Origin of the sequence: Microcystis sp. LE19-195.1E, from assembly GCF_027532095.1 — a bacterium.
GTDB classification, from domain to species: Bacteria; Cyanobacteriota; Cyanobacteriia; order Cyanobacteriales; family Microcystaceae; genus Microcystis; species Microcystis aeruginosa.
This window is the reverse complement of the sequence record NZ_JAPZSZ010000058.1, coordinates 1-16,162: the sequence shown is the minus strand read 5'-3', so window position 1 is coordinate 16,162 and position 16,162 is coordinate 1. Positions and strand designations below refer to the sequence as shown.

Here is a 16,162-nt window from a genome sequence, read left to right as displayed (position 1 = left end):
GCATTGAAAAGCGCGGACAATTATCGCCAGTTACGCAAGAAGGGGATAACTATTAGAAAAACTGCTGATGTTATTATTGCCTCCTTTTGTATTGAAAATAATCTTCCGCTCCTTTTTTCAGATAAAGATTTTATTCCTTTCGTGAAGCACTTAAAGCTAATTTCAGCTTCTCCTACCACTTGATTTCTTGAGGTTTTCAACTCTAATGCTTTACCCGAGAAAAGTAGTTTGGTTGATATATACTCCTATTCTGCTCTTGCTCGAAGGTTAGCTCTAAAACAAAATTTGTTTCAACATAGATATTCACGCCGCTGCCTCACGCTGAAATTTTCCTCCAGCTAAAGCAGCATACAACCCTGAATCAATCAACCAACGCTGAGAATCATCGAGAGCTTCAGGCGGCTTTTCAGAATAAATAATCTCTCCCAACCAAGAAGCAACAATTAGTTCAAGACTTTGCCTACTAATTTGGTCATTCGTTACCCCTGCTCGTTGAAAATAAGGCTGAAGAATGGGACTGGCATCAATCAGATAACTAGGTTCACTCTGCTCCTGAAAAGCCCCAACATTACTCCATAAGTAAAATCTGTCAGGAAAGACCAGCAAAAAATAGGGAGCCTTGGCAAAAGTACCGTGTGCCAGAATATTGCGTCGGAGTTTTGCCGCCCATTCTGGGGATACGTTGGTTTTGCACTTGACCTCAACCACAAGAGCGAGTTGACCATTGCGGTTATTAACTGCTAAATCCCAGCCAGAAGCCATAAGATGAACTGATGAAACCATACACAGCACTCCGGGTAAAATTACTGATGAACGATTGTACACAATTCTGTCTTTAAGTCAAGTTGCTTTACAAAACTTTAAGCAATTTCTTGACAAAATTTAACCTTTTTTCTCATTTTTGAACCCTCAAAAATTAATTATGCAAGAGGTTTAATCTACTATAGTGGTTTTCAGTCCAATAAGGTATAGTAAATCCCTTGCTAGATAGGCGTTTCAGCGTTTCAATCGGGACTCACTTCTGGGAAAACCGCTATAGGCACAACTAGGGATACTATGACCAACTCATGGCTGATACTCTTAAAGCTACTGGACTCTCCTATTCTTTGTGTGATAAATTTAACTTCTATAGTAGTGATCGATCTTTGTGTCCTTTGTGTCTCTGTGGTTCGTTCCCCTCACTATTTAGGGCTTGCTGAATAAATGTGAAATGTAGGCAAGATAGGGGTTTTGTGGCTTTTCTTGCGAAACAGGTGTAATATTTTGAGAGAATCGTCGTTCAAAACCTTGGGTCTTCATCGGCCCGCGTCCTGTAGGGGCGAAGCATTCGGGCAATAACCTATCGGTGAAACCGTAGATTTTCTATCCGAATGCTTCGCCCGTACTTTTTGCCGCAAACCCTATTTATTGCTGGCAGTCTTCATTGACTATCTAGACCAAAAAAAACCAGTCTTCCCTAATTTTTCGGAAAAACTGGCCAAGCTAATCTTGAGATTTTAACCGACGTTAGCGGTTTGTTTTTGGCTAAAAAATACCGCTAAAACCTGTTGGGCAATCTGGGGACTGGTTAAACCCAAATCAGCGAAGGATTCCTCTGGTGTTGCGTGGTCCACTAATTTATCGGGAACCCCGAAACGTTTGACCGGAACTAGAATATTAGCATCCTGTAAAGCTTCCAAAACCGCAGAACCAAAACCACCCATCAAACAACCTTCTTCCAAAGTCACCACCTTACCAAGACGTTGGGCAAGGGGAAAGATAAGTTCTGTATCAAGGGGCTTGACAAAACGGGCATTAACCACGGTGGCTTCGATGCCGTGTTCGCTGAGGATTTCGGCCACCTGTAGGGAAGTATTGACCATCGTGCCGTATCCTAACAGGAGAATATCATCGCCACTGCGGAGAATTTCGCCCTTACCGATGGGTAAAGCTTCCCAACCCTCTTCCATCAGGGGAACCCCTAAACCGTTGCCCCGGGGATAACGCATGGCAATGGGGCCGCTGGTATGATTAATCCCGGTCACGACCATTCTTTGCAGTTCCGCCTCATCTTTCGGGGCCATAATGGTCATATTGGGGATACAACGCAGGTAGGCGATATCGTACATCCCTTGGTGGGTCGGTCCATCGGCCCCGACAATACCGGCCCGGTCCATGCAGAAGAAAACCGGTAGATTTTGAATGCAGATATCGTGAATAATCTGATCAAAAGCCCGCTGCAGGAAAGTAGAGTAAATGGTGACAACCGGGCGCATTCCTTCGCAAGCAAGACCACCAGCGAGAGTAACGGCGTGTTGTTCGGCAATTCCCACATCGATGTACTGTTTCGGCAGTTTTGCTTGAAATTTGTCTAATCCCGTCCCCGTGGCCATGGCGGCGGTGATACCGATAATGCGGGGGTCATTTTCCGCTAATTTAGTGAGAGTATGCCCGAAAACTTTGGAATAAGCGGGAGGTTTCGGTTTACTGGAGGGAATCGGTTTACCCGTGGCTAAATTAAAGGGATTTTGGGCATGATAACCCACTTGATCTTTTTCGGCTAATTCGTAGCCTTTGCCTTTAACGGTGGCAACGTGGACGAAAACTGGTCCGTGGACCTTATGGGCCTGTTTAAAAGTGGCGATTAATTCGGGAATATTATGACCATCAATCGGGCCAAAATATTTAAAGCCCAATTCCTCGATGACTGCGCCGACTTTGGGAACTGCTAACCGTTTCATTCCTTCTTTGACTCGTTCCATTTCGGGAGTGAGGGAGTCACCGAAGAAGGGTAGATTTTTAAATTGTTCTTCGAGATTATCGGCGATAAACTGGACGGGTTCGCTCAGACGAACTTTATTGAGATAGCGGGAAATTGCCCCGACGTTGGGGGAAATGGACATCTCGTTATCGTTGAGGATAACCATGATGTTGGTGTTCGGTAAATGTCCAGCATGGTTAATCGCTTCTAGGGCCATACCCCCGGTTAAAGCGCCATCCCCGATGATCGATACCACCTTGAAATCTTCCCCCTTGGCATCCCGGGCTAAAGCCATTCCTAACCCCGCAGAAATGCTCGTAGAGGCGTGTCCAGCCCCAAAATGGTCAAATTTGCTCTCGCAACGTTTTAGATAGCCCGCAATGCCGTTTTTTTGGCGCAGGGTGTGAAAATCGTTATAGCGACCGGTAAGGAGTTTGTGCGGATAAGCTTGGTGTCCCACGTCCCAAAGGACTTTATCTCGATCGAGATCGAGGGTCTGGTAAAGGGCGATCGTTAGTTCTACGACTCCTAACCCCGGTCCCAAATGTCCACCGGTAGCGGCGATCGTCTGGAGGTGTTTTTCGCGAATCTGACGGGCAATATCTTCTAATTGACGGAGTGATAAACCATGTAACTGGTTGGGATGAGTAATTTCACTTAGGTGCATATCGGCTTCTTTTTCAAAGTAGTTTATCCCTATACCAACTGTATAGGATTTTCAGCCTGAGATGAGGGAAAATCTAGGCTAATCTGGCCGCCGTGCGTAAAATTTGGCCGGCTAACATGGCAGCCCCAAAACCATTATCGATATTAACCACACCGATACCGACCGCGCAGGAATTGAGCATAGTTAACAAAGGAGCAATACCACCGAAACTGGTTCCGTAACCGATACTCGTGGGAACGGCGATCACCGGGCGATCGACTAATCCCGCTACCACACTTGGTAAGGCTCCTTCCATTCCCGCAACAACAATTAACACATCGGCGGCATCCAATAGATGGCGATGATTCAAGAGGCGATGAATTCCCGCTACTCCCACATCCCAAAGACGCTGCACGGAAAAACCGCATAATTGAGCAGTAACCGCCGCCTCCTCCGCTACGGGAATATCGGCAGTTCCCGCCGTTAGGATGGAAATTATCCCTTTTGGGGGATTTTCTGGGGCAGCTGCGGCAATGGCACAGATGCGGGCTAAGGGATAATAAACTAAGTCTGTCACCTGTTCCTGTAGCTGGGCTGCTATCTCTGCTTCAATGCGGGTGGCCATAACCACGGGACTATTTTGACGCAAAACATTGATAATTTGGGCGATTTGAGCGGTGGTTTTACCCGGCCCCCAGATAACCTCCGGAAATCCCGTTCTTAATTGACGATGATGGTCAATTTTAGCGAAGTCTTCCACCGGTTCAAAGGCCAGATGTTTAAGTTTATCTAAGGCTGTCTCCGGGTTAATTTCTCCCCTGGCAACGGCAGTCAGCAGCGATCGCAAATCGGCAGCATGGAACATGGTCAGTTATCAATGGGAAGTGGGGTGTGGGGTGTGGGGTGTGGGGTGTGGGGAAGTGGGAGAGTGGGGTGTGGGGTGTGGGGAAGTGGGGAAGTGGGGAAGTGGGGAAGTGGGGAAATTGAACTAAAACCCCAAAACCCCAAAACCCCAAAACCCCAACACCTAAAACCTGTCTCCTGTCTCCTGTCTCCTGTCCCACTGCTATTAGGAGGCCATGGTAGCTGCGGGACGGCGGCGGCGATAAGTACGATTGTTCGCTGGTTCCGTTGCCGCCGCTTGCAGGAGGAAAATCACTAGAGGTTGACTCTGTAACTCCCGTTTGATTAAACGTTGCAAAGTCGTCTCGATTTCGGCCCGCAAACCGGCCCAATCCTGGGACCCCGTGGCGGTTTTAAATTCACCGATGCGATCGCTTAAACAGCGTTCGATCGCCCGAATAATTAACTGATTCAGCAGCGAGATTTCCACTTTTGTGACCACACCGCGCAAATTAATCTCTGGGGGTGCGCTTAATTGTCCCTCCCCGTTAACGAAGGTTGCGATCGTAATCACACCATCTTCGGCTAACTGTTGTCTTTCCTGCATAATGTGTTCGTGGACTACACCCGCTTGATCGACTAACTCGATTCCCGAAGGCACTGGAGCGCCGATAGCAATGCGATCGCCAGTTAACTCGATCGTGTCACCATTTTTGACAATCACCATATTTTCGGCAGCAATACCCATACTTTGGGCCATCTGAGCGTGTTTGACCAGCATTCGGTGTTCTCCATGCACTGGCACAAAAAACTTCGGCCGGGTCAAAGATAGCATCAATTTATGGTCTTCTTGGGAACCATGGCCGGAAACGTGAATTCCCTTATCGCGTCCGTAAACTACGTTAGCACCCTGCATCATCAGGCGATCAATTGTATTGACCACAGCGATCGTATTACCCGGAATCGGATTAGCGGAAAAGACAATCGTATCCCCCTGACGCACGCGAATATGAGGATGTTCACCCTTAGAAATCCGTGTCATGGCCGCTAAAGGTTCCCCCTGGGAGCCTGTGGTTAAAATGACGATTTTATCATCGGCTAAATTGCGGGTCGCTTTCAAGGGTTCAAACAGATCATCGGGACATTTTATATACCCCAAATTGCGCGCATGAGCGATGACATTTAACATCGATCGACCCACTACCACCACTTTCCGGTTAAATTTCTGGGCCAATTTCAACACCAGATTAATCCGATGCACCGAGGAAGCAAAGGTAGTGATCATAATCCGTCCCGTTGCTTGGTTAAAAACCCGCTCTAAACCGGGATAAACGGAAGCTTCCGAAGGAGTATAACCGGGTACTTCCGCGTTAGTGGAATCACTCAATAAACATAGCACCCCTTTCTCGCCATGTTCGGCAATTTTTTGTAGATCAAAGAATTCGCCATCCACGGGAGTATGGTCAATTTTAAAATCTCCTGTGTGAATAACTACCCCTAAAGGAGTGTGAATTGCTACACAAAAACTATCGGCGATCGAGTGGGTATTGCGGATATATTCCACCATGAAAGCTTTGCCTAAACGCACCATTTGCCGGGGAACTACGGTTTCTAATTTGGTACGATTTGCTAATCCTGCTTCTTCCAATTTATCCCGCAATAAAGCCATCGCTAGGCGCGGACCGTAGATAATTGGCACATCAAATTGTTTGAGATGGTAGGGAATGCCACCGATATGATCTTCGTGACCGTGGGTGACGATCATACCCTTAATTTTATGGCGATTTTCTCTTAGATAAGTCATATCGGGAAGCACTACATTGACCCCGTGCATATCATCGGAAGGAAAAGCTAAACCGGCATCGAGGAGAATAATCTCATCATCGTACTCAAAAACACAGGTGTTTTTGCCGATTTCGTGTAGTCCTCCTAGGGGAATGATCTTTAGTTTTGCTTGGGTTTTATCTTGATTCATTAGGTATCCTTTGATTGTAAGTTATGGTGATTTTTCAGGTCGGTTTTGTGGACGGGAAATCTCAAAAAATGAATAGTTAGAATAAGTCTAACTAGGGGAATAAACCCTAGCTAAATTCACTTATATCAATACTTTCTAGCCGTTCTAAACTATATTTATTTTCTAGTTAAGCTATTAATATTATAACCTATTTCTCGAAAAAATCCTAGTTTAGTTAGCCAAATTTTCTAGTATTTTTCTAGATTAAAGCCAATTCTTGCATAATTTTTGCTAATCCTTCTTCTAGTTCGGGACTTAAGGAACATAAAGGAGATCGCAATCCCCCCACCTCCCAACCGACTAGATTTAAGGCCGCTTTAATTGGAATTGGATTAGTGGCACAGAATAAACCTTTAAACAGGGGAAATAATTTCAAGTTAATCTTGATCGCTTTGGCCGCATCTCCGGTTAATAAAGCTTGAATCATCCCTTGGATTTCTTCTCCCACCAGATGACTAGCAACACTGACCACCCCCACCGCACCACAGGTCATTAGGGGTAAGGTGAGAAAATCATCGCCGGAATAAATAGCGAAATTTTCAGGAGTATGACAGTAAATCTTACAGGTTTGTTCTAAATTACCACTAGCTTCTTTTACCGCCACAATATTATCAACTGCTGCCAGTTTAATAATCGTTTCTGGGGTCATATTTTGACCCGTACGACCGGGGATATTATAAAGCATCACCGGCAGATCGGGACAAGCTTTGGCAATGGTCAGAAAATGCTCGTATAAACCCTCTTGGGGTGGTTTATTGTAGTAGGGAACCACTTGTAAAGAACCATCTAAACCCAGTTTAGCAGCCTGTTGGGTCGCTTCGATCGCTTCGGAAGTGGAATTAGAACCCGTCCCCGCGATCACTTTTCCCCGACCATTAACCGCTTTTTTGACAATACTAAATAGTTCGTATTCTTCCTGCCAACTTAGGGTGGGTGATTCTCCCGTCGTCCCACAGACCACTATACCATCGCTACCGTGAGTAACTAGATAATCGGCCAATTTTTCCACCAGGGCATAATTAACTTGACCCTCGACGGTGAAGGGAGTCACCATCGCCGTAATTACTCGTCCAAAATAGGTTGTTTCACTCATTGATCAGTTATCAGTTATCAGTTATCAGCTTCTGAAGGCAAGAGGCAACAGGCAACAGGCAAAAGAAAGAATCTGGCAATTCTCCTACCAAAAAAGAAGGTTATCAACTAAGTACATTGAAGCTTTTAGCTTAACAAATTAGGTTTTAGATTCGGTTCTTGTTATCAGTTTTTGAGCGATCAGCAATCAGCTTTCAGACTTTATTTATCCGATTAATTAGCTATTTTTCAATTATTATCGCCTTGATTTAGCTGATGGCTGATCGCTTAATTATCAAACTGTTGCTAATCTTGAACCGACGAGATTTTTCTTGACTAAAAGTTCGGCAATTTGTACAGCATTTAAAGCCGCACCCTTGCGAATTTGATCGCCGCATAGCCACAATTCTAGACCGTTAGGATGGGAGATATCTTGACGAATGCGTCCCACTAATACTTCATCGCGACCGGTAGCATCAATTGGCATGGGAAAATAATTAGCGTCCCAATCTTCCACTAATTTTACCCCCGGAGCGGACTGAAGAATCTCTCTAGCCTTCACCACAGAAAAAGGCTGACTAAATTCTAGGTTAACCGATTCCGAATGGGCCCGCAGCACGGGAACCCTTACACAGGTGGCGCTAACCCGCAGCCCCGGACAAGCAAAAATCTTGCGGGTTTCGTTGACCATTTTCATTTCTTCCTCGCAGTACCCTTGACCATTAATCGGGGTATTGTGGGGAAAAAGATTAAAAGCGAGGGGATAGGGGAAGGAATTAGTGGGAGGTTGCCGATTATCAAGAATTGCTTGCGCTTGCTGTTTTACCTCCTCCATGGCTCGCGCTCCAGCACCACTAGCAGACTGATAAGTAGAAACTACTACTCGCTCGATCGCCTGTACTTGGTGGAGAGGCCAGATCGCCACTCCTAAAAGAATTGTCGTACAGTTGGGATTAGCGATAATGCCCCGGTGATTGTCCACACTGTCGGGATTGATTTCTGGGACAACTAAAGGCACTTCGGGATTCATGCGAAAAGCACTGGAGTTATCGATAATCGTCGCACCCGACTCGACAATAGTTTTCGCCCAAGCTTTCGAGGTGGACCCCCCCGCAGAAGCAAGAACGATATCCACGTCCTGAAAAGAGCGCTCGTTTACCGCTTCGATTAGGAGACTTTCGCCCCGAAAATCGAGGGTTTTTCCAGCAGAACGCTCGGAAGCCAGTAATTTTAGACTAGCGAGAGGAAATTGACGACTAGCTAATAACTCTAGTAATTCCGTTCCCACGGCCCCGGTGGCTCCTAAAATAGCGACCCGTACTTTTTGACTCAAATTGTGTGACCTCCTGACGAGTTGGGTGATGATAATGATCCGAAGAAATCGTTACAGTAAAAAATCTTTTTTGTCCACCGAGTTATTCTAAAACTTGGATTGATCGGCTTTTGATCAGCAAAATTTTCTGATTGGGCTTAACTGCCCCAAGGACGGAATAAATTAAATATACCCCATTGACCGCTAAAATAAAAAGATTGTGAGAGCTTGGGGAGCAACTGCAGCTATTCCCCTAGAATATCACGAGCGGGACGGATCCACCGCAGGCGTAAACACCGCTCACCCTATTATAAACGTTCCTTGTCGTAAGAGCTAGAAAAATCAATGAAAGTTATTCAGGAAAAGCTTCCTGCCAGTCAGATAGGTTTAGAAATTGAAATTCCCGCCGAAACCACGAAAAACACCCACGAGCAAGTGGTCAAGAATTTAGCGAAGTCGGTTAATATACCCGGTTTTCGCCCCGGCAAGGTTCCCCGTCAGATCCTTCTGCAAAGATTGGGAACTAAGGCGGTAAAAGCGGCGGTAATTGAGGAATTAATTGAAAATTGCCTCGAATCTGCCCTGAAACAGGAGGGTATCGAGTCCCTGGGCAATCCGCAGCTATTGTCTAAGTTTGAGGATTTGATCGCTGCCTATGAACCGGGTAAAGCTTTGACTTTTTCAGTTTCCCTGGATGTGGCCCCGACAATTATTCTCGGAGATTACGAAAATCTGAGCGTTACTGCCGAAGAAACCGTTTATGATCCCGAATCCGTGGAAAATTGGTTTAAAGAGCGTCAAGAACAGTTAGCGACATTGGTTCCCGTGGAAGATCGCGGGGCGCAGCTGGGAGATGTGGCGATCGTTGATTATCGGGGCAAATCCGCCGAAACTGGCGAGGATATCCCGGATATTGACGGCGAAGATCTGCGGGTGGATATGGAAGCAGGACGCTTTATCGAGGGTATGGTGGAAGGAATTATCGGCATGAAACCGGAAGAAGTCAAAGAGATGACTTTAACTTTCCCGGAAGATTATCCCAAAGAAGATGTGGCAGCAAAAGCGGTAATCTTTACAATTACGATGAAAGAGTTAAAAGCGAAGGAATTACCAGAGCTTGACGACGATTTTGCCCAAGAAGTCAGCGATCAGGAAACAATCGCCGAATTAAGAGCAAGTTTAGAGAAACGTTTCCAAGAACAAGCGGAGAAGGAAACCAAAGAAAGCATTGATGACGCTTTAACCAAGGAATTAGTCAAGGGTGCGACTTTAGATTTACCGGAGACGCTGATCGAAAAGGAAGTGACGCATATTTTGACCCAAAGCTTCATGCAGTTCCAACAAATGGGGCTAGATGTCAACCAGTTGTTTACAAAAGATAATATTCCCAAAATGCGGGAAAACGCCCGTCCCGATGCGATCGAAAGTCTGAAAGAGACTCTGGTGGTGCAGGAATTGGCTAAAGTCGCGGGCATTGAAGTCAGTCCCGAAGCGGTAGCGGAAAAAATCGCTAATATCATGGCGCAATTGTCCGATCGCGACATAGATATGCAGCGTCTGGAACAGGTGATCACTGAAGAAATGCTGGCGGAAAACACCCTGGAATGGCTGAAAGAAAAAGCTACTATCACCCTTGTCCCCAAAGGTTCCCTAGAGGAAGAAACAAGCGAGGAGGAGGAAACGGAAGAAACCTTCGCATTCACCGAAGTGGAAGTGTTGGCAGCCGAGGAAGAACCGTAAGGAGTTAGCAGTCGTGTTGGGTGTTGGGGTTTTAGGGTTTTGGGGTATTAGTTGAATTCCCCCATTCCCCCATCTCCTGATAACTGATAACCGATTCCTGCCAACCGGGGGAAACTTAGGGCATAATAGATGGACAGAAGTGCTAAAGATGCTTAACATTTGCCAATAAAAGCTCCACAGCCAAGCAAAAACCCTAAGATTGTGATAGCGGAACCGAAAAAATTATGCTCGAATCGAGATCACCTGACTACCCAATTACCAGTAATTGTCGCCCTGCTATCTACGCCAACACGGGGAGAAACTCCCTAGCTAACGTTTTACCCGTGGTAATCGAACAGTCTGGCATGGGTGAACGGGCTTTTGATATCTATTCTCGACTCTTGCGCGAGAGAATTGTCTTTTTGGGAACCCCCGTCGATGATCAGGTCGCTGATTCGATCGTTGCCCAACTCCTCTACTTGGAGGCAGAAGATCCCGAAAAAGATATCCAACTTTATATCAACTCCCCCGGTGGTTCCGTTTATGCCGGACTAGCTATCTACGACACCATGCAACAAATTCGCCCCGACGTGGCGACAATTTGTTTCGGTTTAGCCGCTAGTATGGGAGCATTCCTGCTTTGTGGTGGCGCGGCAGGTAAACGGATGTCCCTACCCAGTAGCCGGATCATGATTCACCAACCCCTCGGCGGCGCCCAAGGTCAAGCTAGTGATATCGCCATCCAAGCCAAAGAGATCCTCTATATTAAACAGAGACTCAATACCATGCTGGCTCACCACACCGGTCAACCCTACGATCGCATCGCCAACGACACCGAACGGGACTTTTTCATGTCGGCCGTCGAAGCCAAAGAATATGGGTTAATCGATCTGGTGATTTCCCGTCCCGAACTGCCCGATCCTACCGTTCCCGTTACTTCCCTGTAAATAATAAACTATGTCTAAATACGACTCCCACCTCAAGTGTTCATTTTGCGGCAAATCCCAGGAACAAGTGCGAAAATTAATCGCCGGGCCGGGGGTCTATATTTGTGACGAGTGTGTGGAACTGTGTAACGAAATTCTCGATGAGGAATTGATGGAACCGCCTAGTCCGGTCGCCCCAGTGGAGGAACGCCCCAACAAACGGCGATCGGGCCAAAACAAAACCACTTGGGAACAAATTCCCAAACCAAGAGAGATTAAAAAATACCTCGATGATTACGTTATCGGTCAAAATGAGGCGAAAAAAGTGCTTTCTGTGGCCGTTTATAACCATTACAAACGCCTCAAAGATATCCAAACCCAAAAAGCCGGTGGCGGCAATCCGGAAGATAGCATCGAACTGCAAAAATCTAATATTCTGTTAATTGGTCCCACAGGATCGGGAAAAACCCTTCTAGCTCAAACTCTGGCCAAAATCCTCGATGTACCTTTTGCTGTCGCCGATGCCACCACTTTAACCGAGGCCGGTTATGTGGGGGAAGATGTGGAAAATATTCTCTTGCGTCTGTTACAAGTGGCAGATTTAGACGTGGAAGAGGCGCAGCGGGGCATTATCTACATCGATGAAATCGATAAAATTGCCCGCAAGAGCGAAAATACCTCGATTACCCGGGATGTGTCCGGAGAAGGGGTACAGCAAGCTTTACTGAAAATGTTAGAGGGAACGATCGCCAATGTTCCCCCCCAAGGCGGCCGCAAACACCCCTATCAGGATTGTATTCAGATCGACACCAGCAATATCCTGTTTATCTGCGGTGGGGCGTTTGTCGGTTTAGATAAGGTGATCGATCAGCGTCTCGGTAAAAAATCCATGGGCTTTATTCAACCGGGAGATGGCCAAGCTAGTAAGGATAAGGTAGCGGCAGGGTTATTAAAACAAATGACTCCCGATGATTTAGTCAAATTTGGCATGATTCCAGAGTTTGTCGGTCGGATTCCCATCCTAGCGGCACTGTCACCCCTGGATGAGGAAGCTTTAATCGCTATCCTGACCCAACCCCGCAACGCTTTGGTGAAACAGTATCAAAAACTGTTGAAGATGGACAATGTACAGTTAGAGTTTAAATCTGATGCCGTCCTAGCGATCGCCCAAGAAGCCTATCGTCGCAAAACCGGGGCCCGGGCCCTGCGGGGTATTGTCGAGGAGTTAATGCTCGATGTCATGTACGAATTGCCCTCGCGCAAGGACGTGAAACGCTGTTTAATCACCCGCGAAATGGTGGAAAAACGTTCCACGGCAGATCTATTGGTTCATCCTTCCTCTCTACCCAGTCAAGAATCCGCTTAAGGGTAAAAATCGAGGTTAACCATGCTGAACACCGTTCCTGCGATCATCAAAGAAGGCCGGATCGAACTCCTCGAATCCGTGCCGATTCCAGAGGGTACTAGAGTTCTAGTCACCCTCATCCCGGAGGAGACAAACTCGGATTTCTGGCAAAAAGTCAGCGAAACTGCACTGGCTAAGATTTGGGATAATCTGGAAGATGACATCTATCATGAAAACTCAAATAATCGATAAAACAGTCACTGTTCGCGGTGTTCCCCATTATTACGAGTGGATTCGACAGTCGGAATCTCCCCAGAAAAAGCCAGTGATGGTGTTTATTCATGGTTGGGGAGGATCGGGACGCTATTGGCGATCGACGGCTGCGGCAATTTGCGATCGCTTTGATTGTTTATTGTACGATATGCGGGGTTTTGGTCGGTCTAAATTGCCGGAAAAATCCTCCGATCTTTCCTACGATTTAGAAGAATATGCCCTTGATCTAGCCTTGTTTTTAGATAGTTTGGAAATTGAAAAAGTCTATCTCAATAGTCACTCTATGGGGGCATCGGTGGCGACTTTTTTTATTACTATGTACCCCGAAAGAGTGGTCAAAGCAGTTTTAACCTGTAATGGCATTTTTGAGTATAATAAAGCGGCTTTTGCTGCCTTCCATAAATTCGGTAAGTATGTGGTACAGTTTCGTTATGATTGGTTTTTAAAAGTACCTTTTGCCGATCGATTATTTATGGCGAGATTTTTGCATCGATCGATCCCAAAATCAGAAAGAATTGCTTTTTTAGAAGATTTTTTGGCGGCAGATTATGAGGCAGCCCTAGGCACAATTTATACATCTGTGAGTAAAAAGGCAGTGGAAATTATGCCGGGTAAATTTGCCGAGATTAAAATACCAACTCTTTTAGTATCAGGGGAAAAAGACATTATTATCCCTGCCAAAATGGGTAAAATGGCGGCGGATTTGAATAATAATATCCAGTATGTGGAGATGGCTGATACTGCTCACTTTCCCATGTTAGAAGATGCCCCTACTTATCTACAAAAATTGCGAGATTTTTTAGAAATTAATTAGAATGCCAAAAGGTCAGGAAAAACGCCCCCAGGCCACACCAATCAGGATAGTAACCCCGAAAAAGAGACGATACCAGACAAAAACCCAGGTACTCTGTTTTTTGAGATAATCTAATAACCAAGCGATCGAAAGATAGGAAAATATCGCCGAGGAAATTACCCCAATAGCGAGGGGAATTAATTCACTGGTGTTAATCTGGTCGAGAACGCCTTTAAATTCCACTAAACCGGCTAAAGTTATCGCCGGAATCCCCAACAGAAAGGAAAATCGCGCCGCTACGGCCCTTTCTAAACCCATGAATAACCCGGCAGTTAAGGTGGACCCAGAACGAGATACCCCCGGTATTAGGGCTAAAGCTTGGGCTAATCCCATTAAAACCCCGTCTTTTTGTCGCAAAGTCTCAAAACTGCGTTTATGTTTCCCGATTTTTTCGGCCGTACCTAAGAGTAAAGACATGACTATGGAGGCACAGGCGATCGCTGTCATGCTTCTCAGGGGGGAATTATCTAAATCGGGAATGAAAAGTTTCATTAACAAACCGAAGAAAACGATCGGAATTGTGCCTAGGATAATCCCCACGGCCAAACGAAAATCCTGGGAACGATAATCGGAACTAGCCACCGCTTTCACCATTCCCGTGGATATTTGCGTTAAATCCTGCCAAAAATAGGACAATACCGCCGCAATACTGCCCAATTGAATCACTGCTGTATAGGTGACACCGGGATCTCCCCAACCCAAAAAGACGGGAATCACTTTTAGATGAGCGGTGCTGCTAATCGGCAAAAATTCCGTCACTCCCTGCACAAATCCCAAAAAAATCGCCTGTAACCAGTTAATTTTTGCCAGAGGTATGGCGCTAGTAGTTGATTGGGCAATGGCGGCGGGTGTAATCGCCAAAATCACCGTTATTATCGCTAGTCCTAGCCATTTATAGCTTTTTTTCAGGAAGGAAAACATCATTTTTCAGTAAAAAAAGGGGTTGGGTGTAGGGTGTGGGGTGTGGGGTGTGGGGAGACCACTTCGTGCGCGTTGCGGGGGGAGATGGGGAAATTAACTAATCAATATTACTGCCTTTTGTCTATCTCAATGGAACGAGAGGACTCCCGTTAAACCGCTACGCAGTTAACGGGAGATGAATCGCCACCAGAATGAAACTAACGCGGTAGCGTTTCCACTTTTGGGGAGTTTTGGTTCTCGACGTATTTTTTTAGTTGTTCGACAGTAACGCCGCCACAACTAGCCACGAAATAACCTCCCGTCCAAAAATAGGGTTTGTTGTCGAAATACTTTGCCGCCAAATCCGGAAATTCCTTTCTAATTAAGCGACTACTAACTGTTTTAAGATTAGCGATTAGTTTGGATAAAGCGATGTCAGGCTTGTAATCGATAATCAGGTGAACGTAATCCGATTCACCGTTGAAATAAAGTAATGTGCTGTCCCATTTCGTCAGCGTTGACACAAAGATTTCTTTAAGTCGGGCTAAGATTTCATTGTTAATAGCAATGGCCGGTATTTGATGACGAATACGACCTGAGCGGTAAGTCTATAAACAGAGCGAAATCCATGATTGTAATCGGTTGACATATTAGGCAGTAAGTGTTACAATTCAATTGTACATCACGAAACGAACGACAGTGATAACGCTTACCTACCAGTACAAACTAAAGGTAAACAGACAACAGGAACGGGAGATCATCCACATTCTTGATGTTTGCAAAAGCGTTTACAATTACGCTCTTTCAGAACGGAAAGATTGGTTGAACTCTCGAAAGTGTCTTGCGGATCGTTGTTCGTTAGTTTCCGAGTACATAATTCCTGCGGATGAACCCTATCCTAATTACTTCGTTCAAGCTAAAAATCTAACGGAAGCTAAAAAAATCTATCCGATATTAAAGACGGTTAACGCTCAAGTTTTACAGCAAGTCTTAAAAACTTTAGATAAAGCTTTTGACCAGATAAAATCGAAAGGCTTCGGCTTTCCTAGATTCAAAAAAAAGATGCGAAGTTTTGTTTTCCCCACACTCTCAAAAAACTTTCTAGGGGATGGATGTTTGAATTTTCCACAATTAGGAAAAATTATAATCCGGCAATCCAGAAAGTACCCGTCTGGGTTCGATCCTAAACAAGCTCGAATTATCCAAAAAGCGTCGGGATTTTACGTTTCGGTTTCCTTCCAATCCCAAGAATCCGTCCCCGATATAACGGCCGGGAAAACCTGTTTAGGAATTGACGCGGGAATTGAAAGTTTTGTCGCTACTTCACGGGGAGATTTAATCAAAGCCCCTCGATTTTTGTTGAAAGTACAGAGTAAGCTTAAATTGCTACAAAGACGCTTGAAACATCAAGTCAAAGGCTCGAACAATTGGTTGAAACTCCAAGATAAGATAGCGAGATTACACGAAAAAGTGTCTAATACTCGTAGAGATTGGCATTTTAAGTTAGCTCATTACCTTTG

General features: G+C 45.6%; 17 protein-coding genes. 8 read left to right on the top strand and 9 right to left on the bottom strand.

Annotated elements, in window-relative coordinates; genetic code table 11:
- Positions 1-183 (top strand): PIN domain-containing protein (locus tag O9300_RS03565; protein WP_502846386.1); only part of this gene is annotated, 183 nt, incomplete at its 5' end.
- Positions 184-303: 120 nt separating this feature from the next.
- On the opposite strand, the gene O9300_RS03560 is transcribed toward O9300_RS03565, so the two are convergent.
- Complete coding sequence (locus tag O9300_RS03560) at positions 304-783, bottom strand: hypothetical protein (RefSeq protein ID WP_287970096.1); 480 nt, start codon at positions 781-783, stop codon at positions 304-306.
- A gap of 284 nt (positions 784-1,067) precedes the next feature.
- On the opposite strand from O9300_RS03560, the gene O9300_RS19405 reads away from it, so the two are divergent.
- Positions 1,068-1,199, top strand: a complete 132-nt coding sequence (locus tag O9300_RS19405; RefSeq protein WP_353851539.1) for a type II toxin-antitoxin system VapB family antitoxin — start codon at positions 1,068-1,070, stop codon at positions 1,197-1,199.
- A 297-nt stretch (positions 1,200-1,496) separates the two neighbouring features.
- Here the strand turns inward: O9300_RS19405 and dxs are convergent, their stop codons facing one another.
- The 6 genes from dxs to O9300_RS03530 all read right to left on the bottom strand — a co-directional run bounded on the left by dxs (position 1,497) and on the right by O9300_RS03530 (position 8,647).
- The gene (gene dxs / locus O9300_RS03555; protein WP_287970094.1) at positions 1,497-3,407 is read right to left on the bottom strand and encodes a 1-deoxy-D-xylulose-5-phosphate synthase; all 1,911 of its coding nucleotides are present in this window, start codon (positions 3,405-3,407) and stop codon (positions 1,497-1,499) included.
- 73 nt (positions 3,408-3,480) lie between these two features.
- Complete coding sequence (gene larB, locus O9300_RS03550; protein WP_002758604.1) at positions 3,481-4,251, bottom strand: nickel pincer cofactor biosynthesis protein LarB; 771 nt, start codon at positions 4,249-4,251, stop codon at positions 3,481-3,483.
- 2 nt (positions 4,252-4,253) lie between these two features.
- Complete coding sequence (locus tag O9300_RS03545) at positions 4,254-4,394, bottom strand: hypothetical protein (RefSeq protein WP_287970092.1); 141 nt, start codon at positions 4,392-4,394, stop codon at positions 4,254-4,256.
- A gap of 61 nt (positions 4,395-4,455) precedes the next feature.
- The gene (locus O9300_RS03540; protein WP_287970090.1) at positions 4,456-6,204 is read right to left on the bottom strand and encodes a ribonuclease J; all 1,749 of its coding nucleotides are present in this window, start codon (positions 6,202-6,204) and stop codon (positions 4,456-4,458) included.
- Between the two features lie 238 nt (positions 6,205-6,442).
- A complete protein-coding gene (dapA, locus tag O9300_RS03535) occupies positions 6,443-7,336 on the bottom strand; it encodes a 4-hydroxy-tetrahydrodipicolinate synthase (protein WP_287970089.1) in 894 nt (297 codons plus the stop codon).
- Between the two features lie 273 nt (positions 7,337-7,609).
- Positions 7,610-8,647: an aspartate-semialdehyde dehydrogenase gene (locus tag O9300_RS03530; protein ID WP_147071700.1), complete on the bottom strand. Its 1,038-nt coding sequence runs from the start codon at positions 8,645-8,647 to the stop codon at positions 7,610-7,612.
- A gap of 324 nt (positions 8,648-8,971) precedes the next feature.
- Between O9300_RS03530 and tig the strand changes: the two genes are divergently transcribed.
- The 5 genes from tig to O9300_RS03505 all read left to right on the top strand — a co-directional run bounded on the left by tig (position 8,972) and on the right by O9300_RS03505 (position 13,703).
- Entirely contained in the window at positions 8,972-10,366 is a 1,395-nt protein-coding gene (gene tig / locus O9300_RS03525) for a trigger factor (RefSeq protein WP_287970086.1), read from the top strand.
- Between the two features lie 224 nt (positions 10,367-10,590).
- Positions 10,591-11,292, top strand: a complete 702-nt coding sequence (gene clpP / locus O9300_RS03520; RefSeq protein ID WP_002736918.1) for an ATP-dependent Clp endopeptidase proteolytic subunit ClpP — start codon at positions 10,591-10,593, stop codon at positions 11,290-11,292.
- Between the two features lie 10 nt (positions 11,293-11,302).
- Positions 11,303-12,637, top strand: a complete 1,335-nt coding sequence (gene clpX, locus O9300_RS03515) for an ATP-dependent protease ATP-binding subunit ClpX (RefSeq protein ID WP_287970085.1) — start codon at positions 11,303-11,305, stop codon at positions 12,635-12,637.
- A 21-nt stretch (positions 12,638-12,658) separates the two neighbouring features.
- On the top strand, positions 12,659-12,868 hold the full coding sequence (locus tag O9300_RS03510; protein WP_004160464.1) for a hypothetical protein: 210 nt from the start codon (positions 12,659-12,661) through the stop codon (positions 12,866-12,868).
- The gene (locus O9300_RS03505) at positions 12,846-13,703 is read left to right on the top strand and encodes an alpha/beta fold hydrolase (RefSeq protein WP_287970083.1); all 858 of its coding nucleotides are present in this window, start codon (positions 12,846-12,848) and stop codon (positions 13,701-13,703) included. The genes O9300_RS03510 and O9300_RS03505 overlap by 23 nt, the downstream gene beginning before the upstream one ends.
- A gap of 12 nt (positions 13,704-13,715) precedes the next feature.
- Here O9300_RS03505 and O9300_RS03500 read toward each other — a convergent pair whose 3' ends face one another.
- Complete coding sequence (locus O9300_RS03500; RefSeq protein ID WP_409827632.1) at positions 13,716-14,666, bottom strand: undecaprenyl-diphosphate phosphatase; 951 nt, start codon at positions 14,664-14,666, stop codon at positions 13,716-13,718.
- Positions 14,667-14,860: 194 nt separating this feature from the next.
- Positions 14,861-15,193, bottom strand: coding sequence for an IS200/IS605 family transposase (gene tnpA, locus O9300_RS03495; protein WP_502846387.1), 333 nt, complete (start codon positions 15,191-15,193; stop codon positions 14,861-14,863).
- A gap of 148 nt (positions 15,194-15,341) precedes the next feature.
- On the opposite strand from tnpA, the gene O9300_RS03490 reads away from it, so the two are divergent.
- A partial coding sequence (locus O9300_RS03490) for an RNA-guided endonuclease InsQ/TnpB family protein (protein ID WP_287970077.1) occupies positions 15,342-16,162 on the top strand: 821 nt, incomplete at its 3' end.